This is a genomic window from Nonomuraea sp. NPDC050540 (assembly GCF_044457485.1).
In the GTDB taxonomy this organism is placed as follows: Bacteria; Actinomycetota; Actinomycetes; order Streptosporangiales; family Streptosporangiaceae; genus Nonomuraea.
The window spans coordinates 1-24411 of sequence record NZ_JBITHA010000031.1 but is presented as its reverse complement, the minus strand read 5'-3'; the positions used below and the strand labels follow the sequence as shown (position 1 = coordinate 24411).

The following is a 24411-nucleotide window of genomic DNA, read 5'->3' as shown; positions in this document are numbered from 1 at the left end:
CCCGCTGTGTAACAGAAGTAGTACTAAATCGGGATGTTTACCGTGTGGAGCGGTTTGAACGATCGCCGCCATGGCTAAGTCATCGTGTGCGGGTCTCCAGCGCGGCGGGCCCCCGAGCTAGAAAGGCGTGGGCCCCGTGACCGAGCAGCATGCTTCGGCTCCGCTCGGGCTTCAGGGTGCCTACCTTCTGGGCGAGCGGGCCGGGCAGGACGAGCTGCGTTCGCGCCTGCTCGACGTGGCCGTCGCCCTGCTGGACAGCGACGGCCCGGAAAGCCTGAACATGCGCAGGATCGCCACCGAGGCGGGCTGCACCACCACCGTCATCTACACGATGTTCGGCAACCGGGAGGGCCTGGCCGAGGCGCTTTACCTGGAGGGGTTCGAACGCTTCCGCCGCTTTCTGGACGCGGTGCCGCACCGGCGCGATCCCTTCGAGTACCTCACCGCGCTCGGCCCCGCCTACCGCCAGGCCTGCCATGCCGAGCCCGGCTACTACTCGCTGATGTTCGAGCGCGCCATCCCCGGCTTCGAGCCCAGCGAACGCGCCCGTACGCTGGCCCGCGCCGCCCTCAACATCCTCGACCGGGTGATCTCCGACTGCATCGCCCAGGGCTACCTCATCCCGACCCAGCCCAGGAAGATCGCCGACGCCCTGTGGGCCGCCGCCCAGGGCGCCATCAGCCTGGAGCGGGCGGGCCACCTGCGCGACGGCCGCACCTATGAGGCGGTCACCACGGCCACCATCTGCTGCTACCTGGTCAACAAGTAGCTTCCAGGGCGATCCAGAGTTCCGCGCGCACCCCCGGGTCGTCCAGGTCGCGGCCGAGGAGTTCGGCGACGCGTTTCATCCGGTAGCGCAGGGTGTGGCGGTGGATGCCCAGGCGCTGGGCGGCCGCGTCCCAGTGGCCGTTGCTGGCCAGGTAGGCGCGCAGGGACGCGATGAGGTCGGCGCGGGAGCCGTACTGGCTGAGGGGGGCGAGCAGCGCGGCCGAGAACGCCTGGGCGGCGGCGGGATCCAGCAGGGCGAGCAGCCCTTGTCCGGCCAGGTCGGCGAAGCGGACCGGCGTGCCCGTGCTGGCCTGCAGCGCGCGCCGCGCCTGGTCGAGCCCGCCGCGCAGGTCCCGGTACGGGCCCGGTCCGCTCACCCCCACCCTCCCGGCGACCCGGCCGGCCGCCTCCGCGGAGACCACCGCGACCGCGGCGCCGTCGTGGAGGGCGGTGAACCCGTGGGGTTCGAGGAGGTCGAGGGCGTCGGGGGCGGCGGCGAGGACCACGACCGGCTCGTCCGGCAGGTGGGCGCCGATCGGGGCCAGCACCGCGCGCGCCGCGCCCTCCAGCTCCGCCAGCAGCAGTTCCAGAACGGCGCCGCGCACCCGCCGCTCGGCCTCCCTGTGCGCGCCCCCTTGCTCGACGGCCAGCGTCAGCAGGGAGCCGGCCGCGTTGATCACGGTGTGCGTGACAGGAGAGAACGCCCGCCCGGCCCCCACGGCGAAGAACCCGCGCGGCCTGGCCCCGCCGCCGAGCGGCTGCACGACCACCTGCCCGTCGGGGCCCGACATGGCCACACTCGCCGGAAACCGCCCGCTCCTGCGCCGAAGCGCCGACTCCACCTGGTCCGTCCGTGTCCCGGCGGTGGCGTGCAGGATCTCCCCGGTCTCGGACACCAGCGCCGCCCACCCGCCCACCTCCTTGGCCAGGCGGTCGATCACCGCGCGCATCCCCTCGGGCCGGAGCGCCGCCCGGGTCAGGCGCCCCTGGGCGGCGAAGGCGCGGGTGATCTCCTCGTACTGCTCGGCGGCCAGCAGTTCGCTGACGACCTTGCCGATGGCGATGAACGGCGTCTCGCGGGGCACCTCCAGCAACGGCAGCCCGGCGGCGGCAGCGGCGTCCACCAGCGCGGCCGGAACCTCGTCGTGGGTCAGCCCGACCCCGAACCCCAGCCCCGCGACGCCCCGCTCCACCAGCCGCCCGACATATCCGGGAAAGTCGCTTGCGCTGCTCAGCCGCATCCCCGTGGTGAGCACCAGTTCGGCGCCCTCCAGGAACGGCGTGGGGTCCTCGAGTTCGCTGACCGCGACCCACCGCACGTCCGAGTCGAGCGACCCGGTCAGGGGCCGAAGGCCCATCCGTCGCACCACGGTTCCCAGAGAAGGCGGCATTTTGTCCAGTCCGGCAGATTGAGACCCCTCAAGTGTGACATATCGACGTATCGGCGCAGGTCATCACCCGCCGTACCGTCAAGAGCATGAGCATTCCGCAGGAGCGTCGTCTCGTCACCGCCATCCCGGGGCCGAAGTCCCAGGAACTGCTGGCCCGCAAGCAGGCCGCCGTGCCCCCCGGCATCGGCACCACACTGCCCGTCTTCGTGACGCGCGCGGGCGGGGGCGTGGTCGAGGACGCCGACGGCAACTCGCTCATCGACTTCGGCTCCGGCATCGCCGTGACCAGCGTCGGCAACGCCGCTCCGCGCGTGGTCGAGCGGGTACGCAAGCAGGTGGCCGACTTCACCCACACCTGTTTCATGGTCACGCCGTACGAGTCGTACGTGGAGGTCTGCGAGAAGCTCAACCAGATCACCCCGGGCGAGCACGAGAAGCGCACCTTCCTCGTCAACTCCGGCGCCGAGGCCGTCGAGAACGCCATCAAGGTCGCCCGCTACGCCACCGGCCGCCAGGCCGTCGTGGTGTTCGACCACGGCTACCACGGCCGCACCCTGCTGACGATGACCCTGACGGCCAAGAACATGCCGTACAAGCAGGGCTTCGGCCCCTACGCGCCCGAGGTCTACCGGGTGCCGCTGGCCTACCCGTTCCGCTGGCCCGGCGAGAACCCGGCCGACGAGGCGTACGCCCAGGCCGTGGACATGATCGAGAAGCAGGTGGGCGCGCGGAACGTGGCCGCCGTGGTCATCGAGCCGATCGCCGGAGAGGGCGGCTTCATCGAGCCCGCCAAGGGCTTCCTGCCGAGGATCGCGGAGTACTGCCGCGCCAACGGCATCGTCTTCGTCGCCGACGAGGTGCAGACGGGCTTCGCGCGTACCGGCGACATGTTCGCCTGCGAGGACGAGGGCGTGGTCCCCGACATCATCTGCACCGCCAAGGGCATCGCGGGCGGCCTGCCGCTGGCCGGGGTCACCGGCCGCGCCGAGCTCATGGACCAGGTGCACGTCGGCGGCCTCGGCGGCACGTACGGCGGCAACCCGCTGGCCTGCGAGGCGGCGCTCGCCGTGCTGGAGACCATCGAGCAGGACGACCTGGTGGCCAAGGCCCGCCGGATCGGCGAGATCATGCTCCCCCGCCTCAGGGCGTTGCAGGAGCGCTTCCCGATCATCGGCGACGTACGCGGACGCGGCGCCATGATCGCCATCGAACTGGTCGAGCCCGGGACGAAGAACCCGAACCCGGCCGCCGTCCAGGAGATCGTCAAGCGCTGCCACGCCGAGGGCCTGATCATCCTCACGGCCGGAACCTACGGCAACGTGCTGCGCTTCCTGCCGCCGCTGGTCATGCCCGAGCACCTCCTGGAGGAGGGCCTCGGCATCCTGGAAAAGGCGTTCTCTTAGAAGAACCCCCACAGAACGGGCCATCCACCTTGGTGGGGATGGCCCTGTTTTGTTGGTGTACCGCACGCCATCCGGCCGTGATTTCACCTGAGCTTGACGCTGCGCTAGCCGACCGGCGGCGCGAGCGCGGCTATAACGGATCCGGTATAGGGGTGGGCGAACGCCTGGGGGAGAGTGATGGACTGGGGTTCGATGCTGACGTTCGACCCTGACGGCCTGAGCTGGGCCCAGCGTGACGGGGACGCCTGCGTGGTCTGCCACAAGAGGTGGCCGCGTCCCCGGGTGCGGGTGGGCCGCTTCCCCGACGACACCGCCGTGCTGGCCTGCCACGACTGCGCGGAAGCGCTGCGGCCCGCGCCGCTGGCCACCGTGGTGGCGTTCCGGGCCCGATGAGGCCTCAGGCCGCCTGACGCATCCCCCACGGCGAGCCGTACTCCTTGAGCAGGTCGAGGAACGGCACCGCGTCGAACGCCTCGGGACCGAGCACGCCCGTCCCCTTCCAGGCGCCGCCGGCCAGCAGTTCCAGCGCGACGACCGGGTGGATGGCGGTCTGCCAGACGACGGCCTGCGAGCCGTACTCGCGCATCGACCACTCGTTGTCCACCACGTGGTACAGGTACACCTCGCGCGGCGCCCCGTCCTTGCCCGTGCCCTTCACCCACGTCCCCGCGCAGGTCTTGCCGCGCATGCGCGAGCCCAGCGTGGCCGGGTCGGGCAGGCTGGCGGCCACGAGGTCGCGCGGCGCGACCTCGGCCGTGCCCACCTTCACCTTGTCGGCGCTGTCGAGCCCCAGCTTGTGCAAGGTCTTGAGCACGCCGATGAACTCCTCGCCGAGCCCGTACTTGAACGTCACCCGCCGCGCGTCGATCCAGCGCGGCACGAGCAGCACCTCTTCGTGCTCGACGTTGACGCACTCGACCGGCCCGATGCCCTCGGGGAAGTCGAACACCTCCGGCTCGCTGAACGGCTCGGTCGTGCGCCACTCACCGTCCTCCCAGACGACGGGCGGATTGAGGCACTCCTCGATCGTGGTCCAGATCGAGAACGTCGGCGCGAAGTCGTAGCCGTCCACGACCAGGTTGGAGCCGTCGCGCACGCCGATCTCGTCGATGCGCGCGAACAGGTGGTCGGCGGCGTAGCGGGCGAACACGTCGGCCAGCCCCGGCTCCACCCCCATCCCGACCAGCGCGAGCTGCCCGCCCTCACGCCAGCGCGGGTCGAGCTCGAACTGCCGGTCGCCGAGCTTCACTCCCGTCTTCCTGTACGGCTCGCGCGGATGCGGCTGCGAGAGCGACATCGCCATGTCGAGGTAGTGCGCCCCGGCCTCCAGCGCCGCCTCGAACAGCGGCATGGTGAAGCGCGGATCGACGGCGTTGAACAGCACGTCGCAGTCGTGGGCCCGCAGCGCCTCGGCGACCTGGGCCCGGTCGGCGGCGTCGAGCTGGATGGCGCTGAACCGGGGGTCGTCGACCTGGGCGACCGCTCGCGCGGCCCGGTCCTGTTTGGAGTCGGCCACCACGATGTGTTCGAAGAAATCTCGGCGGGCCGCGATGGGCACGACAGCCGATCCGACGCCTCCGGCGCCGACAAGGAGGATTCTCATGCCCGAACTCTTTCACTGACTGGCCATTCAGTCAATCGCAGGGGCAAAAGGGAGGCGTCCCGGGTCGGGGGGAACGCCCGGGACGCCTCAGGCAGGCGATGCCCAGCGGGGGGACGGGCACGCCCGCAGCATGTGCGAGCGGGCCCCCGAATTCACCCGCTCAGCTCACAAGATCGGTCCACCTGTCTTCCCAGGTGTCGTAGTCAGTGCATTCCCGCTCCTGCGGACGGCAATCCCCCGGTGGCCGAACGGCAAAGGCGATCCGGTCGAAGCGTGACTTCTTGCCCACCCCGTACGCCTCGCAGACCCGCCTGGCCTTCCCCTTGCACGCCTTGTCGTTGGCCGGGGCCAGCCCCACCCACGCCGCCGCGGCACGCTGCGTATCGGCCGACGCCGTCCAGCTCAGCCACCGGTAGGCGCAGTCGAGATTCGCCCCGGACGCGCCCAGCATCCACGAGTCCACCCACCCCGTGGTCCGCGCGGACGGCACCGTCTTCACCGGCTTGCCCGCCGTCTGCAACAGCAGCCGCAGGTACGGCGTGGCCTGCGCGAAGTCCAGCCGCCCCGTCGCGAACCCGGTCACCACGTCCAGAGGATCGTCCCAGTAGACGCGCTCGTCCTGCCGCCCGAGCATCTCCATCGCCTTGTCCAGCTCGGCCTCGGTCAGCGAGTACGGGCTGCCGGACTTCCCGGCCGCCAGGGCCGCGTCCGCGATCGCCAGCGGGTCGTCCTTGAGCGCCGCCTTGGGCGAGGCGAAGACCTGGTCCATGCCGGGCGCCTTGATCCGGCTCGTGTCGTAGAGGTACTCGTGGGAGCCCCACAGGTACGGCACGCCGTACACCTTGCCGCCCGAGGTGGTGAGGTCGCGCAGCGACTTGCCCAGCTCGGCGTACCCGTCGACCTTGGCCAGCTCGATCGGCAGCACCTGCTTGTCGGCGATGAGGCGCCCGGCCAGCCCGGGACCGGCCGAGACCACGTCGTAGGAACGTTCCCCGAGCCGGGCGGCCATCTCCCCCGGAGTCTGGACCTGGTCGAGCCGGGCGATGCGGCAGCCGGTGGCCTTCTCGAAGGTGCCGGTCCAGTTGACCTTGGGGCTCGTGCCGCCGTACTCGGCGTAGCCGCGGTAGGTGAGGATCTGGAGCGTGCCGTCGCTCTGGGTGGGGGTGGGCGTCGGCTTGGCGGTGGCCGGTGTGGGTTTGGGGGTGGGGCTCGCCTGTGCGGCACCTGCCGAGGACACCACCACGGCCAGCGCGGCCAGCGCCAGGGCGGGTGTGCGGCGGTTCAACAGGATGCCCCCTTCTCGTTGCGGTCTGCGCTGGAGTTTACCCGGGCAGACCGCAACGGGAGGGGCGTCACTTGTTCGTCGGGAAGCCCAGGTTCACGCCGCCGTGGGACGGGTCGAGCCAGCGCGAGGTGACGACCTTGCCGCGGGTGTAGAAGTGCACGCCCTCGGTGCCGTGCACGTGCGTGTCGCCGAACAGCGACGACTTCCAGCCGCCGAAGCTGTAGAACGCCATCGGCACCGGGATCGGCACGTTGATGCCGACCATGCCGACCTCCACCTCGTTCTGGAAGCGCCGCGCGGCGCCACCGTCGTTGGTGAAGACGGCGGTGCCGTTGCCGAACTCGAGCCCGTTGATCAGCTCAAGACCCTCCTCGTAGGAGGACACGCGCACGATCGACAGCACCGGGCCGAAGATCTCCTCGGTGTGGACCCGCGAACCGGCGGGAACGTTGTCGAGCACGGTCGGGCCGAGCCAGAATCCGGGCGTCTCGGCCGCCGGCGTGCCGCCGAGCACCTCCGTCCGCCGCCCGTCCACGACCAGCGTGGCGCCCTCGGAGACGCCGAGGTCCAGGTAGGAGGCGACCTTGTCGCGGTGCGGACCGGTCACCAGCGGGCCCATCTCCGAACGCGGGTCGTCGCCGGGGCCGATCACGAGCTTGTCCACCCGCTCGACGATCTTCTTGACCAGGTCGTCGCCGACGGGGTCCACGGCCAGCACGACCGAGATCGCCATGCAGCGCTCGCCGGCCGAGCCGAACCCGGCCGAGACCGCCGAGTCGGCCACCAGGTCGAGGTCGGCGTCGGGCAGCACCAGCATGTGGTTCTTGGCCCCGCCCAAGGCCTGGACGCGCTTGCCGTGCGCGGTGCCGGTCTCGTAGACGTAGCGGGCGATCGGCGTGGAGCCGACGAACGAGACCGCCTTCACGTCCGGGTGCTCCAGCAGCCGGTCGACGGCGGCCTTGTCGCCCTGGACGACGTTGAAGACGCCGTCGGGCAGCCCGGCCTCCTGCCACAGCCGCGCCATCAGCAGCGAGGCCGACGGGTCCTTCTCCGACGGCTTGAGGATGAAGGCGTTCCCACACGCGATCGCGATCGGGTACATCCACATCGGCACCATCGCCGGGAAGTTGAACGGCGTGATCCCCGCCACGACACCGAGCGGCTGCCGGATGGAGTAGGAGTCGACCCGCGTCGAGACGCCCTCGGAGAAGCCGCCCTTGAGCAGGTGCGGGATGCCGCAGGCGAACTCCACGACCTCCAGGCCGCGCGACACCTCGCCGAGCGCGTCGGAGTGCACCTTGCCGTGCTCGGCCGAGATGAGCGCCGCGATCTCGTCACGGTGGGCGTACATCAGCTCGCGGAAGCGGAACAGCACCTGCGACCGCTTGACCAGCGAGGAGTCACGCCAGGCCGGGAAGGCCGCGAGGGCGGCGGCGACCGCCGCGTCCACGTCCGCGGCCTCGGCCATCGCGACGGTCCCGCTGACCTCGCCGGTCGCCGGGTTGTAGATCTCCTGGGTACGGCTGCCGCCGTCGGCGAGCGCGCCGTTGATCCAGTGCTTAACGGACTTCATCGTTGATGGTCTCCAGAGCGTCGACGATGATGCCCAGGCCTTCCGCGGCCTCGTCCATCGTCAGGGTGAGCGGCGGGGCCATGCGGATGGCGGTGCCGTACAGGCCGCCCTTGCCCGCGAGCAGGCCCGCCTGCTTGGTGAGCTCCATGAAGCGGCCGGTCATCGCGGGTTCGGCCAGCTCGATGGCGAACATCAGGCCCTTGCCGCGCACGCCGGTGACGATCGGCAGCCGCTCGGCGGCCGCGCGCAGGCCGTCGATGATGTGCGCGCCGGTGCGGGCGGCGTTGGCCTGCAGGTCGTGGTCGAGTACGTAGTCGAGGGTGGCGTTGGCGGCGGCCATGGAGATCGGGTTGCCGCCGAAGGTGGACAGGCCGACCGCGTGCAGGCCGTCCATGAGGTCGCCGCGGGCGACGAGGCCGCCGACGGCGAAGCCGTTGCCGAGACCCTTGGCGAACGTCATCATGTCGGGCGTCACGCCGTGGTTCTGGATGCCGAAGAACGCGCTGCCGGTACGGCCCCAGCCGGTCTGCACCTCGTCGGAGATGAGCAGGATGCCCTCCTCGTCGAGCACCTCCTTGTAGGCGGCGAACAGCCCGTCGGGCGCCATCGTGAAGCCGCCGACGCCCTGGATCGGCTCGGCGATCAGCGCGGCGACGTCCTTGGAGACGCTCGTGGCCAGCACGTGGCGCAGGTCCTCGACGCACACCTTGATGTAGTCGGCGTCCGACAGGCCCTTGAACTGCGACAGGTGCCGGTCGGCGCCGTGCAGGAAGTGCACGTTGAGCGGCGAGAGCGAGTTGTTCTTCCAGGTGCGGTTGCTGGTGACGCTGACCGCGCCGAAGCTGCGGCCGTGGTAGCTCTGGCGCATGGCCAGGACCTGGTCGCTCTTGCGGGCGTAGGTGGCCAGCAGGAGGGCGGTCTCGTTGGCCTCGGTGCCGGAGTTGGTGAAGAAGACCTTCGCGTCGGGGATGCCGGAGAGCCGGGCGATCTTCTCGGCCAGCTCGACCTGGCCGCGCAGCAGGTAGACGGTGCTCGTGTGGACGACACCGGTGGCCAACTGCCGCTCGACGGCCTCGCGTACCTCGGGAACGTCGTATCCGATCATGTTGGTCAGGATGCCGACGAAGAAGTCCAGGTAGCTTTTGCCTTCGCTGTCGACGACGCGGCTGCCCTTACCGCTGACGATCTCGATGGGCTCGTGGTAATTGAGGGCCAACCAGTTGGGCATCACTGCCCGGTGGCGCGCGAGAAGCTCCGACATGTTCCGAGTATCGCCGCATTCCGGAGCACCTTACACCAGCAACATGTCGGAGCGCGGGCTTGATGCCTTACATGTCGTAACCCTGCGGAAGGCAGGACAGAAGGGCACTTCGCGAGGCACGCTGGAGGTCCCCGCCCTGCGAGGGTTCGATGATCATACGACTGACCGTCCGCGACCCCGAACTGACCGCCGAGCACGACCTCGAAGTGGCGGCCGAGCCGGGCACGAAGCTCTCCACGCTGCTCGGCGCGCTGCCGCCGCGCCCCTGCTACGCCGGTTCCGCCAAGCTCGATCCCGAGGCCACCTTCGCCAACGGGCCGCTGGTGTCCGGGATAGTCGTCGGCGTCGGCGAGCCGGCCCGTGACGAGCGGGCCAGACCGGCGGGGGCCACCGGCGGTCTGCGGGTCGTCGGCGGCCCCGACGCCGGGCGGCTCGTCTGGCTCTCGCCCGGCGCGCACGTCGTGGGCAGAGACCACGACGCCGCCGTCCGTCTCGTGCGCGACCACCGGGTCTCCCGGCTCCACGTCCGCCTTGAGGTGAGCGTGACCGGCGAGCTCACCGTCACCGACCTGGGCTCCACCAACGGCACGCTGGTGGGGGGCGAGCAGGTGACGGGCTCGGTTCGGCTGCGGCACGGGGAGATTCTCCAGGTGGGCGACGACCTGCTGCGCTGGGTGCCGTTGCCGGCCGCGCGGCCGCATGCCGTACGCGGGGCCGACGGCATGATCGCCTTCGACCGCGCGCTCGCCCGCCGCGAGGCGGGGACGCCGTCCGACCATGTTCCCGACGAGCTGGACCTGACCCTGGCCGCGCTGCGGGAGGGCCCCGGGCTGTGGTCGCGCGACGCCGCCTCCCCCGACGGGCTCACGCTGCGGGTGGGGGTCGCGGGTGAGCCCGCCGTACCGGCTGCCGTGGATCTGCGGGAGGCCGGCGTGCTCGGTGTCGTGGGGCCGCGCCCGCCGGTCGACGGGCTGGTGCGCTGGCTGCTGGTGCAGCTCGCCACCCTGCGCGCCCCCGCCGAGCTGCGGCTGGTGATCCTGGCCGAGGGGGGCGGCGAGCATCTGGCCTGGACGCGCTGGCTGCCGCACCTGCGCGGCGGCGAGCGGGTGCCGTGCCTGATCGGCATCACCGAGGAGACGCGGGCCGAGCGCGTGGCCGAGCTCCTGGCGCTGATCGCCGACCCGCCGGAGGGCGAGGAGGTGGTCGTGCTGCTGGACGGCGCGCGCTCGCTGCGGGAGTTGCCCGGCCTGCGCGAGGTACTGCGCGACGGCCCGGCCGCAGGCGTGTACACGATCTGCGCCGACCGCCGCGGGATGAGCGAGTGCCGGGCCATCTGCGAACTCGACGGCACCGACCTGCTGCTCACCCGGCCCGGTGACGGCCTGCCCGCGCCGATCCGGCCCGAGCACGTGGACGCGGAGGCGGCCGGGCGCATCGCCCGCGCGCTGGCGCCGCTGCGCGATCGCGCCGAGCCCGACGCGCCCGCGCGGCTGCTGGACCTGCTCGGCATGGAGACGCCCGCCGTGCGCTGGTCGGACGCGCCGGTGACCAAGGTGGTGGTCGGCGAGTCGGTGGCGGGGGCCGTCGGCGTGGACGTGGCCGCCGAGTCCCGCCTGCGCCTGGGCGGGGCCGGGCCGGACCTCGCGCGCGCCCTCGTCGCCGCGCTGCTCCTGGCCAACCCGCCGGACACGCTCGCCCTCGTCCTCGTCGGCGAGAGCCTGCGCCCGTTCGCGCCGTGCCCGCACGTGACCGGGTGGTTCCCGGCCTGGGAACCGCGCATGAGCACGGCCCTGACGGCCGAGGCGCAGCGGCGCACCGCGCTCCTGGCCGCGCACGCGGAACCGCCGCCCCGCCTCGTGGTGATCGCCGAGGAGGACCACGCTCCGCCCCAGCCGGTGGAGAACGCCCAACTCGGCCTGCACCTCGTGCTCGTCACGGCGCTCACCTCCCGCCGCCGCGGCCTCGGCATGATCATGCGGGCGGGCGGCGATCCGCTCCTGTTCAGGACCGGCGGGCTCGGCGACCCCCCGCCCTCGTGGGGCGCTCCGGCCCGCGTGCGCGTGGTGTCGTGGGCCGAGCTCGGCGACCCACGCCCCGCCGATCCGCCCGCCGAGATCCCCACCGACCTGGAGTCCACCGTCGCGGCGATCGTCGGCGCGGCCGAGCGCCGCGGAACCCGGCCGCCGTTCCGCCCCATCCCGCCGCCGCTGCCCGAGGTCCTCCACGATCCGGTACGGCTACCGCACGGCCTGCCGCGAAAGACCCAGGCGGTGCCCTACGGCCTGGCCGACGATCCCGCGCACCAGGCCCAGCCCGTCGCGGCGTTCGACCTGCGCGGCACGGACCGGCTGCTGGTCGCGGGCCGCGCCGGATCCGGCCGTACCACGTTCGCCCGCACGCTCATCAGCGCCCTGACCCGGCACCCCGCCTGGATCTACGCGATCGAGGACAAGCCCGGCGAGCTGGCCGCCTACATCACCCACTGCGGGGCCGTCGTCTCCCGCGGCGAGCCGGACCGGATCCGTCGCGTCATCACCTGGCTCGCGGGCGAGGCCGAGCGCCGCCTTGCCGCCGGGCCTGGCGATCCGGTGATCGTCCTGGTGGTCGACGGCTGGGAGCGCTTCGAGCGGCCCGACGCGCGATCGCTGATGAGGATCCTGCGCCGCCTGGTCACCAGGGGCCCGGCTGCCGGCATCCACACGGTCGCCGCCGGCCGGCGCGACAACGTGCTGTTCTCCCGCCGGCTGCTGCTCGGGCACGGGCCGCCGGGCAGGGCGGCGGACGCGGCGACCGGCCAGGTGGTCCAGATCGCCGTCCCGGCGCGGCCGCGCACGCCGTTGACGGCCGCGCGGCCGTTCCCGCCGATGCCCGCAATCGTGGAGCCGGGCGAGCTCGGCCTGGTCACGGGTCTCGCGATCGGCGTGGGCGGCCAGGACGTGACCACGATCGGCCTGGACCCACTCGGCGCCGGGCCGCACGCCGTCCTGGTCTCCGGCCCGCCGGGCTCCGGCCGCAGCGGCGCCGCGCTCCTGCTGGCCGGCGCCCTGCTCGAGCGGGGCGTGGACGTCCTGGTGATCGCCCCGCCAGGTTCACCCGTCGCGGCGCTGGCCGGAGCGCGCGTCCTCACCGGCACGGCCTTCGCCGACGAGGAACTGCGCGCGGCGGTGGCGGGGCGGCAGCGGTTCGCCGTGGTGGTGGACGACTTCGACCAGGTGACCGTCACCGCCGCCGACCGGCCCACGCTCCTCGACGAGGCCGCCTCCAGCCTCGGTGCGCACGTCCTGGTCCTGGCGGGAGACGCCACGCCGATCCTGGAGGGACGGCCGCATCCGCTGGCGGCGGTCGTGACCGAGGTGTTCAGGTCCGGCGCCCGCATCGTGCTCAACCCCCGCGACCGGGCCGCCGCGCTGATCCACGGGCTCGTGCTGGAGAACGACGAGCACGTCGCGGGTCCGCCGGGGCGCGGCTACCTGTCGGTGTCCGGGCGAACCGTGCTCGTTCAGCTGGCGCGGGGGTCGAGCGCGTAGTCGATGCGCTCGACCAGCTGCGACAGCCCGTCGTACAGGTAGACGGTGTGGTTGCCTTCGGCGTCCCTGACCGAGGTGCCGCGTGACTCGTACTCCAGCGTGAGCTCAAGCGGGCCTGACACGCGTACGCACCGGCCGAGGGCGTCGTAGGTGTAGGCGTGCCGGTCGCCGTCGTCCCATTCGGTGACGCGGCCGGCCCGGTCGTACGCGAAGCGCCGCACCAGTCCTTGGCAGGCGGCTTCGGTCAGGTTGCCCGCCCGGTCGTAGGTGTAGGCGGCCAGTTGCTCGCCACGCCGCCGGATCGCGACGACGCGGCCCGAGGCGGTCTCGACGTCCAGGGCACGGCCCGCGGCGTTCACCACCTCGGCCGGGGCGCCGTCCGGGCCGTGGCGCAGCTCGGTCCGGCCGCCCGCCCCGTCCACGGCGGTCAGCGGAAGGCGGTCGCCGGCGCCGGTGTAGTGCGTGGTCAGGCCGGTGCCGGGGTCGGTGACGGCGTAGCCGTACCGGATCCTGCTCAGGCGGGCGCGCCCGGCGCGCTCGCCCGGCGGCGGGCAGGCGGCCACGGACCCGTCGCCGGGATGCGGGAACAGGCGCGCGGCGCCGTCGGCGGCGAACACGTGCACGCCGTCGGCGTGAACCTCCGCCCGCTGGTCGAAGGTGGAGGTCCACGCCGGGCCGAACCACCGTCCGTCCCCGTGACCGGACCGGTGCACGCGCCGCAGTTGCAGCGCGGGCGGTCCGGGCAGGTCGAGGTCGTGTTGCGGCAGGATCACCGTGCCGGTCGCGTAGTGGATCGGTCCGGCGTGCGCGGACGCGCGATCCGATCCAGCCCCCGATGCGACCGCCTCCCGCACACCCATGGACCATCTCCCCAGAACGGAATTCGGCTGCCCCGTTGTACGCACCCGGCCCACCCGGCGGTTCAACTTCCGAGCAAGATCTTTTCCGGGCCCCCTAGGGGGAATCCCGTGCACCTGTCGGTGTACGCCGCCGCCACCCACTACCGCGGCTGAGGCACGGCAAGAGCCGCCTGCGGGGCGACGACCGGGAGGGGTCCGATCACCCACTATCGGATCATCACCACGAACAAGGAGATCCGATGACGAACACCGCCACCCTTCCCCGCCCTGACGTCCACCCCGGCCCGCCGAAGCTCGACCGCGACCAACTGCGCCGCGCCCAGCAGGAGACGCTGGACACCCCGCGCATGAAGTACAGCCTGCTGGCCAAGATGATGTTCAAGCCGGTCGACATCATGTACGGCAAGGAAGGCTCGTTCACCAAGTTCGCCATGCTGGAGATCATCGCCCGCGTGCCGTACCAGGCGTGGGAGCGCATGGGCTACTGGGCGGTCCACCGTCACCGCACCCGCTCCGGGCTGGCCAGACGGGTCTTCGAGCGGATCGTCGAGGCCCGCGCCGACCAGGACAACGAGCAGTTCCACCTGCTGATCATGGAAGACCTGATCGACCGGCAGGGGCTCAAGCGCAACTGGCTGCTGCACCGCGCGGCGCCGTGGATGATCGCGCTGTTCTACTACCACGTCTCGTGGATGCTGTTCCTGGTCAGGCCCGACTGGAGCTACCGGCTGAACGCCGAGTTCGAGGACCACGCCGAGCACGAGTACATGACGTTCGTGGCCGAGAACCCGGACCTGGAGTTCGTGCCCGACCCCGGCACCTACGCCGACGAGTACGGCCGCTACCGCTCGGTGGCCGACCTGCTGCGCCAGATCGGCCACGACGAGCGGGTGCACAAACTCGACAGCCTGGAGAACATGCGCGAGCCGCGCGTGGCGGCCTAACCGATGGCCGCCTCGACGGACTGCTCCGCCTGCTTGGGAGCGGACGTACGCAGGACCGCGAGCGCGAGCACGGCGGCCAGGAGGCAGAAGACCGCACCGATCCAGGATCCGACGTGCATCGCGGTGGTGAAGGCCTCGCGGGCGGGGCCTTCCCAGCCGCCCAGCCTGAGCGCCTCGCCGATCGACGCCCTGGCCTGGGCGGGCGCGCTCTCCGGCATCGCCGAGGTGTACACCCCGGCCAGGACGCTGCCGAGCACGGCGATGCTGAGGGCCATGCCGACCTGCTGGACGGTGTCGTTCATGGCCGAGCCGACACCGGCGTGCTCCACCGGGATCGCGCCCATGAGCGTCGCGTAGGCCGCGGGACCGGCCAGGCCGCCGCCGATGCCCATGACCACGAGGCCGGCCAGCATGGGCCCGTACCCGGTGGTGACGGCGAGGATGACGAACCCGACGGCGAGCACGAGCAGCCCCGAGGCGATGAGCGCCCGGTTGCTCACCCGCTGCCCCAGACCCGCGCCGGCCGCGTTGAAGACGGTCGCCGCGATCACGTACGGCACCAGCGCCAGCCCCGCCTGCATGGCCCCGTACCCGAGGACGAACTGCAGATACTGCGTCAGCATCAGCATCAGCGCGCCCGCCCCGAAGGACATGAGCAGGATCGAGAAGGAAGCGCCGCTGAAGTTGCGCTGCCTGAACAGCTCCAGAGGCATCATCGGATGGTCGGAGCGCCGCTCCCAGACGAAGAAGGCGGCGAGCGCGAGCACGGCCAAGGCGATCGCGACGACGTTCCACTCCCGCTCGATGATGACGTAGACGGCCGAGGTGAGGCCGACGATGGACAGGATCACGCCGACCGGGTCGATCCTGCGGGCCGGGGCCTTCGACTCGGGCATGAGGACGATCGCGGCGACGATCGCCAGCACCGCGATCGGCACGTTGATGAGGAAGACCGAGGCCCAGCCCCACTTCTCCAGCATGAGGCCGCCCAGCGTGGGCCCGGCGACGACGCCGATCATCGACGTGGCGCCCCACGCGGCCATGGCCTTGCGGCGTTCCTCCGCGTCGAAGACGGTGATGAGGATGGACAGGGTCGAGGGCATGAGCACCGATCCGCCGACGCCCATGAGCGTCCGCATGGCGATGAGGTGCCACGGCTCGCTCACCAGGACCGCGAGGGCGGAGGCGCCGCCGAACAACGCGAGGCCGATCACCAGCATCTTCCTGCGGCCGTAGCGGTCGGACAGGCTTCCGGCGGTGAGGAGCAAACCGGCGAAGACCAGCACGTAGGCGTCCAGGATCCACTGGATCTCGGAGGGCGTCGCGCCCAGATCCCGCACGAGGGTCGGGATGGCCAGGTTCAGCACGGTCCCGTCGACGGCCAGCACGAGCGTGGCCAGGCAGAGTACAGCGAGCGTCCACCAGCGGCGGGGGTCTCGCACAGTGTTCGATTCCACTCGCACACTGTACGATACTTCTCGCACAGTGTGCGAGAGCATTTATCCTGGAGGGGTGACCAAGCCGTTCACCTCCGTCTGGACCCGCGAACCGCGCTCGCCCCGGTCCTCTCCCGGCCTGAGCCGCGAGCAGATCGTCCGCGCCGCTCTGGAACTGCTCGACACCGAAGGCACCGAGGGGCTCAGCATGCGCAAGCTGGGCGCCAAGCTCGACGCCGGGGCGACCAGCATCTACTGGTACGTCGCCAACAAGGACGAGCTCATGGAGCTCGCCTACGACGAGATCTGGGCGGACATGGAGGTGGCCGACCCGGAGCAGATCACCTGGCGCTACTCCGCGGCCACCTTCGGCAAGGGCATGCGCCAGGCCATCCTGCGGCACCCCTGGTCGGCCCGCCTCATCGGCCGCATGCCGGCCATCGGGCCCAACGCGCTGCGCGTCAGCGACCAGCTGCGCAAGGCCCTCACGCGGGCGGGCTTCAGGGGCCTGGAGATCGACTACGCGGCGAGCACCCTCACCGGCTACGTCTTCGGGATGACGATCCCCGAGGCGGTCTGGAACGAGTACATCAACGACCGGCAGCCCGACATGGACGGCATGCGCGAGGCCGTGGCGTCCGCGGTGGCCGGCTATCCGGAGATGCAGGCCCGCATCGAGGAGATGCAGTCCCACGACCCCAAGGAGGTCCGGGAGATGAGTTTCGACTTCGGCCTGTACACGGTGCTCGACGGTCTTGAGGCGCGCCTGGTCACGTAGCAGGATTCCGGTCATGAGCGATTTCCGAGCCGCGCGCGACCTGCTGCTCCAGTCCGACTACGACACCGCCCGCCGCGACTTCCGCTGGCCCGACCTTCCGGAGTTCAACTGGGCGCTGGACTGGTTCGACGGCGTACTGGCGGCCGAGTCGCCGGACGCGGTCGCCCTGAACATCGTCGGCAAGGTCTCCTACACCTTCGCCGAGCTGTCAGAACGCTCCAACCGGGTGGCCAACGGGCTGCGCTCGGCCGGGGTACGGCGCGGCGACCGGATCCTGCTCATGCTGGGCAACCAGGCGGAGCTGTGGGAGTCGATGCTGGCCGCGATCAAGCTGGGCGCGGTCGTCATCCCGGCCACCACGCTGCTGACCGCCAAGGACATCGAGGAGCGGGTCGCCCGGGGCGGCGTGGCGCATGTCATCGCCAATGCCGCTGACGCGGAGAAGTTCACCGGCGAGGCGTACACGAAGATCTCCGTCGGCGCCGCCGACGGCTGGCGGACCTACTCCTACGGCGAGCCGCACTTCACCCCCGACGGGCCGACGCTCGCGAGCGACACCATGCTGCTCTACTTCACCTCGGGCACGACCTCGCAGCCCAAGCTGGTCGAGCACACGCACGCCTCCTACCCGGCCGGGCACCTGTCCACGATGTTCTGGATCGGGCTGCGGCCCGGCGACGTACATCTCAACATCTCCTCGCCGGGCTGGGCCAAGCACGCCTGGAGCAACGTCTTCGCGCCGTGGAACGCGGGGGCGACCGTGCTGGTGCACGACTACCAGCGCTTCTCCGCGCAGGCGCTGCTCGAAGTGCTGCGCGACGAGCGGGTGACGACGTTCTGCGCGCCGCCGACGGTGTGGCGCATGCTCATCCAGGAGGACCTCGCCGCGTGGCAGCTCTCCCTGCGTACGGCCGTCGCCGCGGGCGAGCCGCTCAACCCGGAGATCATCGACCAGGTCGCCAAGGCGTGGGGCCTGACGATCCGCGACGGCTACGGCCAGACCGAGACCACCGCCCAGATCGGCAACGTATCCGGCGTACCGGTCAAGCCCGGCTCGATGGGACGCCCGCTGCCCGGCTACGACGTGGTCCTGCTCGACCCGGTGACCGGCGAGCCCGGAACCGACGGCGAGATCTGCCTGCCTCTCGACGAGCGCCGCCCGCTCGGCCTGATGGCCCGCTACGTCGGCCAGGACTCGGGCACCGCCGACGGCTACTACCACACCGGCGACGTCGCCACCCGGGACGCCGACGGCTACATCACCTATGTCGGACGCACCGACGACGTGTTCAAGGCCTCAGACTATCGCATCTCGCCGTTCGAGCTGGAGAGTGTGCTGCTGGAGCACGAAGCGGTCGCGGAGGCCGCGGTGGTGCCCGCCCCCGATCCGGTACGGCTGGCCGTACCGAAGGCCTACGTGACCCTCGCGCCCGGGTACGAGCCGACGGAGGAGACCGCGCGGGCGATCTTCGAGCACTCGCGGCGGGAACTGGCGCCCTACAAGCGGATCAGGCGGCTGGAGTTCGGCGAGCTGCCCAAGACGATCTCCGGCAAGATCCGCCGGGTCGAGCTGCGCGAGCAGGCGGCGGATCGGGAGTTCACCGAGGACTCCTTCCGCTAGGAGCCTGACGGACAAATCCCAGGAAGAGCGCCATTTCGCCTATAACATCTTGTAAGGGGCCAGGTGTCCATAATTACAGGCTGATCGGATAGGCTCGGGCCGTGCTGCCCACTATCGCCGATGTCCTGGCCTTGGAGACCGTACGCCGGGGAAACCCGCGTGTGGTCGCCGGGGCCGATCGGCTCGACACCAAGGTGCGGTGGGTGCACGTCGGAGAGATCGCCGATATCGCGCACCTGTTGCGCGGTGGCGAACTCGTCCTCACCACGGGCGTGGCCCTGCCCGACGACCCCGAGAAGCTGGCCGACTACATCGCCGAGCTCGCCCAGGTCGGCGCGTCGGGGCTGGTCGTCGAGCTCGGGCGCCGGTTCGTCCGCGAACTGCCCCGAGCCGTGATCAAGTCCGCCGAGGAGCACGGGCTGCCGGTGATCGTGCTGACCCGCGAGACGCCGTTCGTGCAGATCACCGAATCGGTGCACGCCTGGATCATCGACAACCAGCTGGAGGAGCTGCGCGCCTCCGAGCAACTGCACGAGGTGTTCACCGAACTGTCGGTCGAAGGCGCCTCGCCGGCCGACGTGCTCGCCCAGGTCGCGCGGCTGTCGAACCGCCCCGTCCTCCTGGAGAACCTCGCCCACCAGGTGCTGGCCTGCGAATCCGCCGGCCGCGACATCGGCGCGCTGCTCGCCGGCTGGGAGACCAGGTCACGCGCCGTGGCCCCCGCCGACCGGACCGCCTACGACCCCGCCTCCGGCTGGCTGGTCACCACCGTCGGCGCCCGCGGCCAGGACTGGGGCCGGCTGATCCTGCTCTGCGACGTGCCGCCGGGACCGCGCGACCTCGTGCTGGCCGAACGCGCCGCCACCACCCTCGCCCTCGGCCGCCTGCTCGAACGCCACCAGGAATCCCTGGAACGCCAGGCCCACGGCACGATCATCACCGGCATCCTCACCCACGCCTACTCCGACCCCGACGAGGCCGCCGCCCGCGCCCGCGCCGTCGGCGTCCCGCTCACCGGGCGCAAGCTGATCAGCGTCGTCATCCGGCCGACCGAACCCGTCGACCAGGCACTCGACGGCCAGGCCCAGCTCGGCGAACTGGCCGAGGCCACCGCAGCCGCCTGCCGCGACGCCCGGCTGCCCGCGCTGGTCGGCGCCCTCGACCAGGACCGGGTCGGCGTCCTGCTGCCGCTGCCGCCGCGTACCCACGCGGAACCCGCGCTGACCACGCTGGCCGACCGGCTGCGCCTGCTGTGGAAGCCCGGCTCCGCCTTCGTCCTCGCGGCGGGTTCCGTCGTCGAGTCGATCCGCGACGTGCGGCGCAGCTTTTTAGAGGCCGAGCAGGTGGCCGACGTCGCCGTGCGCCAGCCCGACGGCCGCGCCTACTACCGGCTGCCCGACCTGCGCCTGCGCGGGCTGCTCCACCTGCTGCGCGACGACGCCAGAATGCAGACCTTCGCCGAACGCGAACTCGGCGCGCTCCTGGCCCACGACGCCCAGCGCGGCGGCGACCTCACCAGGATCCTGCGCATCTACCTGGACTCCGGCCGCAACAAGGCGGTCGCCGCCCAGAAGGCCCACCTGTCCAGGCCCGCGTTCTACGATCGGCTGCGCCGCCTGGAGCGCATCCTGGACACCGACCTGGACGATGTCGAGTCGTGCCTGTCGCTGCACGTGGCGTTGCTGGCGCTGGAGTCATTCCGTCGCGAGAATCGCTGAAGCAAACCGGACCAAGGACGTTCATGCCTGACCTCTTCGTGCCCGAGCCCGCCGCGCTGGGCCCCATGCTCGCCACCGCGGGCGCGTTCGCCGTCCCCGTCCACGAGGTACGGCTGACGCCCGACGAACTCCACCCCGACCAGATCGTCGCCGGCGACCCCGCCACCTCCTCCATGGACCTCGGCAACGGACGCGGCATCTGGGAGATCACGCCCGGCGTGGTCACCGACGTGGAGACGGACGAGATGTTCGTGGTGCTGTCGGGGCGGGCGACGATCGCCGTCGAGGGCGGGACCACGATCGAGGTGGGGCCGGGGGATGTGGCGTTGCTGGCGGACGGCGCGAAGACGACATGGATCGTCCACGAAACCCTCCGCAAGGTCTACCAATCCCGCTAACCCCACCACTCCCCTTTAGCCACCCCGGCCCGCCACCTCCTCGGTCCAACCGCCCCTCCCACCCCCCGGCCCGACACCCCCGCCACCTCCCGGGCCCGGCTCCCTGGTCGCCATCGGGCCCGAGTCCTTCGGCCGTCACCCGCGCCGCCTCCCGGCACGCGCCCCGTCCGCCCTCCCCCTCTGACCCCTCTGCCGCCTTCCACCACCGGCAGAGGGGATCCCGGCGGGCCTTCACCGCCGGAATCCTCGGCCTCCGCCCTCGGGGTTTCGGACAGGGTTCGGGGTCCTTCAGAAACCCATGGCCCGCCGTACCTCCTCAAGGGTGAGGGTGGCGCGCTCGCGAGCCGTGGCGTTGCCCTCGCGCAGGACCGCCCGCACGGCCCCCTCGTCCAGGTCGGCGCGGCGTTTCCTGATCGGGCGCAGGAAGTCGTTGACCGCGTCCGTGGTGACGGACTTGAGGCGGGCGGCGCCGCCGTCCCCGATCTCCTCGGCGAGTTCCCCCGGCGGGCGGTCCAGGCACAGCCCGGCCAGCGTGAGCAGGCCGGAAACGCCCGGCCGCCGTTCCTCGTCGAAGGTGATGCGGCGGTCGGCGTCGGTGACCGCGCGGCGGATCAGCGCGGCCGTCTCGTCCTCGGTGGCCTTGAGCGGGATGGAGTTGCCCCGGCTCTTGCTCATCTTGCCGCCGTCGAGCCCCTTGAGGCTGGGCTGCGCGCCCATCATCGCCTCCGGTAGGGGAAAGACCTTCCCATACCGTTCGTTGAAGCGCCGCGCCACGAGCCGCGTCACCTCCACGTGCGGCAACTGGTCCCGCCCGACCGGCACCAGCGTGCCCTTGCAGAACAGGATGTCGGCCGCCTGATGCACCGGATAGGTGAACATCAGCCCACTCACCGCACTCTGCGAACTGTGCAGGATCTCGTCCTTGACGGTCGGGTTCCGCTGCAGTTCGGCCATCGACACCAGGCTCAGGAACGGCAGCAGCAACTGGTTCAGCTCCGGCACCGCACTGTGCTGGAAGATCGTCACCCTGGCCGGGTCGAGCCCGATCGCGAGATAGTCGAGCAGCAGCTCCGTGATGTTGCGCTGGATCTCCCCGGGCAGGTCACGGTCGGTGATCACCTGATAGTCGGCGACGAGCACGTACATCCGGTGCCGATGCTGCAGCTCCACCCGATTGGCGAGCGAGCCGAAGTAGTGGCCGAGATGGAGCGGTCCGGTCGGCCGGTCGCCGGTCAACACGACGTGGTTCATTCTGGGATTCCTTTCCGGACGTCCCCAGACACCACAAAAGGCCGTCCGAGGACGGCCTTTTCGCATGCGAAGGTCAGCGGCCGCCGGGCGGCCGCCACCACATGCAGATTCGGGTCATGACTCCATTGTAGGCGCAAGCCGTACAGGACCCAGATTCTGTACGGCTTGCGCCGGCTCGTGACTACGTGCGGTGATCGTGCGACATGTCGGCGTGGATGGTGTCGTCTGCGCAGATGTACAGATCCCACCGACGGGGACGCGCCACGAACGCGCCCAGGATGAACCCCAGGACGACGCTCGCGAAGATCACAAGGAGGATGCTCAGCCCCATAACGGCTGCCTCTCGGGGAAAGTTCGTGCCGCTCGAAATACGGCCTACCGAAAGGTAACCCCGGCCGGTCCTGTGGCGCAGCAGAATCCCATGTACTCCCCCATTTTGACCATTCAATCGCCGCAGGCATGGGCCCTTTCGCTAGTTGCTGATGTCAATCTCGTAACCACGGGCGTGTTCCCCCACCCCGGCCAAGCGGGAGCGCCAGGATAGTCCGGATTGTTATCGGCACCCTGGAGTCTTTTGATGTCTCGACGCACCCTCGTCGTCGGCCTGTCCCTGGCCACCGCGATCACGGCCGCCACCGTGCCAGTCGCCGCCAAGGAGCTGGCGGTGACGTTCCCCTCCTCCAAGTTCCCGTTGGGAACGGCCACCGTACCGACCAAGACGCAGAAAGCGGTCGCCGGCGGCATCGACATGTACAAAGTCCGGGCCGGCACCGCCACCCAGGGCTACAGCGTCAGCGTGCTCATGCCCAGCGGCCGCGACTACGGCACCCGCGCGACCGCCGATGCCAAGGCCGCCGAGGTCGAGGCCGCCGGCCAGATCCCCAGCGTCCAGCAGTTTATCCGCCCCGCCGTGGCCGACGCCCCGGCCCAGGAGATCTTCATGGTCCGGGTCGGCCTCTGGTCCCTGCAGGACAAGAAGAAGGCCGAAGAGACCGTCAAGGCCCTGAAGGACGCGGGCATCAAGTCCAAGGTCGACTACCTCGGCGACGACGGCGTCGACACGACCGGCCCGTGGAACCTGAACGTCCTCATGATCGACGCCAAGAAGTTCCGCGGCTCGTACGGCGCCAGCCTCGGCACCAGCGTCGCCAAGCGCGAGACGACCTCCGCCATGGCCAAGGCGGCCGGCGCCCTGGCCGCGATCAACGGCGGCTTCTTCAACATTCACGCCTCGAAGGCCCTGCGCGGAGACCCCCTCGGCGCTTCGGTGGTCGCGGGCAAGCTCCTGAGCGAACCCGTCCCCGGCCGCGCCGCCATCGTCCTGAGAGGCCGCAAAGCCACCATCACCGAGCTGAAGTCCACCATCACCGCCGTGTCCCAGGACGGCCAGACCCTCAACGTCAACGGCATCAACCGCCCCACCGCGGTCGACGAACTCGTCCTCTACACCGAGGAGTGGGGCGCCAAGACCCCCGCCGACGGCGGCGCCGACGTCGTCCTGGACGCCAACGGCAAGGTGGTCGCCGTACGCGCCGCGGGCGCCGCGGTCCCGGCCGGCCACCGAGTCCTGCACGGCGTGGGCGCGGCAGCCGAATGGCTGGGCCAGCACGCCATGGACACCTGGACCGTCAAGATCGACACCAAACTCGTGGACCTGCGCACCGGCAAGCGCCTGGCCCTCACCCCCAACCTGAACGTGGTCGCCGGCGGGGTCGGCCTCGTCCGCAACGGCCGGGTCAAGGTCATGGCCAAGCGCGACGGGCACGACTCGGTCAACATGATCCTCCGCCGGCACCCGCGTACCCTCGCCGGCGTCACCAGGAACGGCAGCCTGATCCTCGCCACCGTGGACGGCCGCAAGCCCGGCGAGACAGTGGGAGCCAACATGGTGGAGGCCGCCCAGCTGATGCGCTGGCTCGGCGCCGTCCAGGCGATCAACCTGGACGGGGGCGGTTCTACGGCGATGGTGGTCAAGAACAAGGTGGTCAACAAGCCTTCTGACGGCGCCGAACGAGCCGTGGGCGACGCCCTGCTAGTCCTCCCCAGGTAGCGAAAAGGGGGCGCCCGGCCACCACCGAAGCGCCCCACACCCCCACCCCACCGCAGCCACACCAACCCAGCAAACACGAGCCACGCGGGAGCGTCCCTTGACGTCTGTCCGCGTTGCGCCGTTCGCGCCCGCGGGGATGCTCGCCACACCGGCGCCAGACAAGCGTCGGGGAGACCGCGGGGGCGGGAGGGCAAGCGAGGCGAGGTGGCAGAGGTCTCGCCGGGGCGGGGCCGAGCGTGCCCCGCCGGGCGGTGGTGGCGAGCCTCAGCCAGCGGGGATCGTGTGTGGAGGCGCATGAGGGGGGTCGTGTGGTGGAGGTGCAGGCGGGGATGGAGGGTGCAGGCGGGGGTGGAAGTGCAGGCGGGGTGGTGTGGTGGGAGGCGCGCACGAAGGTCGTGTTGCGTGTTGCGTGGTGGGGTGAACGCGAAAAAGGGGCCCAACCCTAAGGCTGGACCCCTTCATCGTGCATACGTGTTTGTGCGGCGGTGACCTACTCTCCCACACCCTCCCGAGTGCAGTACCATCGGCGCTGAGAAGCTTAACT

Annotated in this window: 19 protein-coding genes; 10 read left to right on the top strand and 9 right to left on the bottom strand. The window is 71.1% G+C overall.

What is annotated here, in order from left to right:
* The first annotated feature begins 136 nt into the window (after positions 1-136).
* A complete protein-coding gene (locus ACIBI5_RS51665; RefSeq protein WP_379620500.1) occupies positions 137-769 on the top strand; it encodes a TetR/AcrR family transcriptional regulator in 633 nt (210 codons plus the stop codon).
* On the opposite strand, the gene ACIBI5_RS51660 is transcribed toward ACIBI5_RS51665, so the two are convergent.
* A complete protein-coding gene (locus tag ACIBI5_RS51660) occupies positions 759-2126 on the bottom strand; it encodes a PucR family transcriptional regulator (RefSeq protein ID WP_397258782.1) in 1368 nt (455 codons plus the stop codon). The two genes, ACIBI5_RS51665 and ACIBI5_RS51660, sit on opposite strands and share 11 nt — an antisense overlap.
* A gap of 119 nt (positions 2127-2245) precedes the next feature.
* Here ACIBI5_RS51660 and gabT point away from each other — a divergent pair, with 119 nt between their 5' ends.
* Together gabT and ACIBI5_RS51650 are read left to right on the top strand one after the other, a co-directional pair.
* Entirely contained in the window at positions 2246-3562 is a 1317-nt protein-coding gene (gene gabT, locus ACIBI5_RS51655; protein ID WP_397258780.1) for a 4-aminobutyrate--2-oxoglutarate transaminase, read from the top strand.
* A 177-nt stretch (positions 3563-3739) separates the two neighbouring features.
* Complete coding sequence (locus ACIBI5_RS51650) at positions 3740-3955, top strand: hypothetical protein (protein WP_246509588.1); 216 nt, start codon at positions 3740-3742, stop codon at positions 3953-3955.
* Between the two features lie 4 nt (positions 3956-3959).
* Here ACIBI5_RS51650 and ACIBI5_RS51645 read toward each other — a convergent pair whose 3' ends face one another.
* The 4 genes from ACIBI5_RS51645 to ACIBI5_RS51630 form a co-directional block, all read right to left on the bottom strand.
* On the bottom strand, positions 3960-5165 hold the full coding sequence (locus ACIBI5_RS51645; protein ID WP_397258778.1) for a saccharopine dehydrogenase family protein: 1206 nt from the start codon (positions 5163-5165) through the stop codon (positions 3960-3962).
* 160 nt (positions 5166-5325) lie between these two features.
* Positions 5326-6450: an extracellular solute-binding protein gene (locus ACIBI5_RS51640; protein WP_397258776.1), complete on the bottom strand. Its 1125-nt coding sequence runs from the start codon at positions 6448-6450 to the stop codon at positions 5326-5328.
* Between the two features lie 67 nt (positions 6451-6517).
* Positions 6518-8023: a CoA-acylating methylmalonate-semialdehyde dehydrogenase gene (locus ACIBI5_RS51635; protein WP_397258774.1), complete on the bottom strand. Its 1506-nt coding sequence runs from the start codon at positions 8021-8023 to the stop codon at positions 6518-6520.
* Positions 8010-9284 carry an aspartate aminotransferase family protein gene (locus ACIBI5_RS51630; RefSeq protein ID WP_397258772.1) on the bottom strand — a complete coding sequence of 425 codons (1275 nt, stop codon included), beginning with the start codon at positions 9282-9284 and terminating at the stop codon, positions 8010-8012. Before ACIBI5_RS51630 ends, ACIBI5_RS51635 begins: the two co-directional genes overlap by 14 nt.
* Before the next feature lie 149 nt (positions 9285-9433).
* Between ACIBI5_RS51630 and ACIBI5_RS51625 the strand changes: the two genes are divergently transcribed.
* On the top strand, positions 9434-12811 hold the full coding sequence (locus ACIBI5_RS51625; RefSeq protein ID WP_397258770.1) for an FHA domain-containing protein: 3378 nt from the start codon (positions 9434-9436) through the stop codon (positions 12809-12811).
* Here the strand turns inward: ACIBI5_RS51625 and ACIBI5_RS51620 are convergent.
* A complete protein-coding gene (locus ACIBI5_RS51620; protein ID WP_397258768.1) occupies positions 12784-13671 on the bottom strand; it encodes a DUF6531 domain-containing protein in 888 nt (295 codons plus the stop codon). The genes ACIBI5_RS51625 and ACIBI5_RS51620 overlap by 28 nt on opposite strands.
* Before the next feature lie 239 nt (positions 13672-13910).
* Between ACIBI5_RS51620 and ACIBI5_RS51615 the strand changes: the two genes are divergently transcribed.
* Positions 13911-14615 (top strand): alternative oxidase, encoded by a 705-nt coding sequence (locus ACIBI5_RS51615; protein WP_397258766.1) that lies wholly within the window; start codon positions 13911-13913, stop codon positions 14613-14615.
* Here the strand turns inward: ACIBI5_RS51615 and ACIBI5_RS51610 are convergent.
* Complete coding sequence (locus ACIBI5_RS51610) at positions 14612-16072, bottom strand: MFS transporter (RefSeq protein WP_397258764.1); 1461 nt, start codon at positions 16070-16072, stop codon at positions 14612-14614. The two genes, ACIBI5_RS51615 and ACIBI5_RS51610, sit on opposite strands and share 4 nt — an antisense overlap.
* Before the next feature lie 55 nt (positions 16073-16127).
* Between ACIBI5_RS51610 and ACIBI5_RS51605 the strand changes: the two genes are divergently transcribed.
* The 4 genes from ACIBI5_RS51605 (at position 16128) to ACIBI5_RS51590 (ending at position 20566) form a co-directional block, all read left to right on the top strand.
* Positions 16128-16829, top strand: a complete 702-nt coding sequence (locus ACIBI5_RS51605) for a TetR/AcrR family transcriptional regulator C-terminal domain-containing protein (protein ID WP_397258762.1) — start codon at positions 16128-16130, stop codon at positions 16827-16829.
* A gap of 13 nt (positions 16830-16842) precedes the next feature.
* Positions 16843-18450, top strand: a complete 1608-nt coding sequence (locus ACIBI5_RS51600) for an AMP-binding protein (protein ID WP_397258760.1) — start codon at positions 16843-16845, stop codon at positions 18448-18450.
* A gap of 101 nt (positions 18451-18551) precedes the next feature.
* Complete coding sequence (locus ACIBI5_RS51595) at positions 18552-20168, top strand: PucR family transcriptional regulator (protein ID WP_397258758.1); 1617 nt, start codon at positions 18552-18554, stop codon at positions 20166-20168.
* Positions 20169-20191: 23 nt separating this feature from the next.
* Complete coding sequence (locus ACIBI5_RS51590; RefSeq protein WP_184967307.1) at positions 20192-20566, top strand: cupin domain-containing protein; 375 nt, start codon at positions 20192-20194, stop codon at positions 20564-20566.
* A 288-nt stretch (positions 20567-20854) separates the two neighbouring features.
* On the opposite strand, the gene trpS is transcribed toward ACIBI5_RS51590, so the two are convergent.
* Together trpS and ACIBI5_RS51580 are read right to left on the bottom strand one after the other, a co-directional pair.
* Positions 20855-21817, bottom strand: coding sequence for a tryptophan--tRNA ligase (gene trpS, locus ACIBI5_RS51585; RefSeq protein ID WP_397258756.1), 963 nt, complete (start codon positions 21815-21817; stop codon positions 20855-20857).
* A 181-nt stretch (positions 21818-21998) separates the two neighbouring features.
* A complete protein-coding gene (locus ACIBI5_RS51580; RefSeq protein WP_184967311.1) occupies positions 21999-22148 on the bottom strand; it encodes a hypothetical protein in 150 nt (49 codons plus the stop codon).
* A 246-nt stretch (positions 22149-22394) separates the two neighbouring features.
* Between ACIBI5_RS51580 and ACIBI5_RS51575 the strand changes: the two genes are divergently transcribed.
* Complete coding sequence (locus ACIBI5_RS51575) at positions 22395-23867, top strand: phosphodiester glycosidase family protein (RefSeq protein ID WP_397258754.1); 1473 nt, start codon at positions 22395-22397, stop codon at positions 23865-23867.
* The last annotated feature ends 544 nt before the right edge of the window (positions 23868-24411 follow it).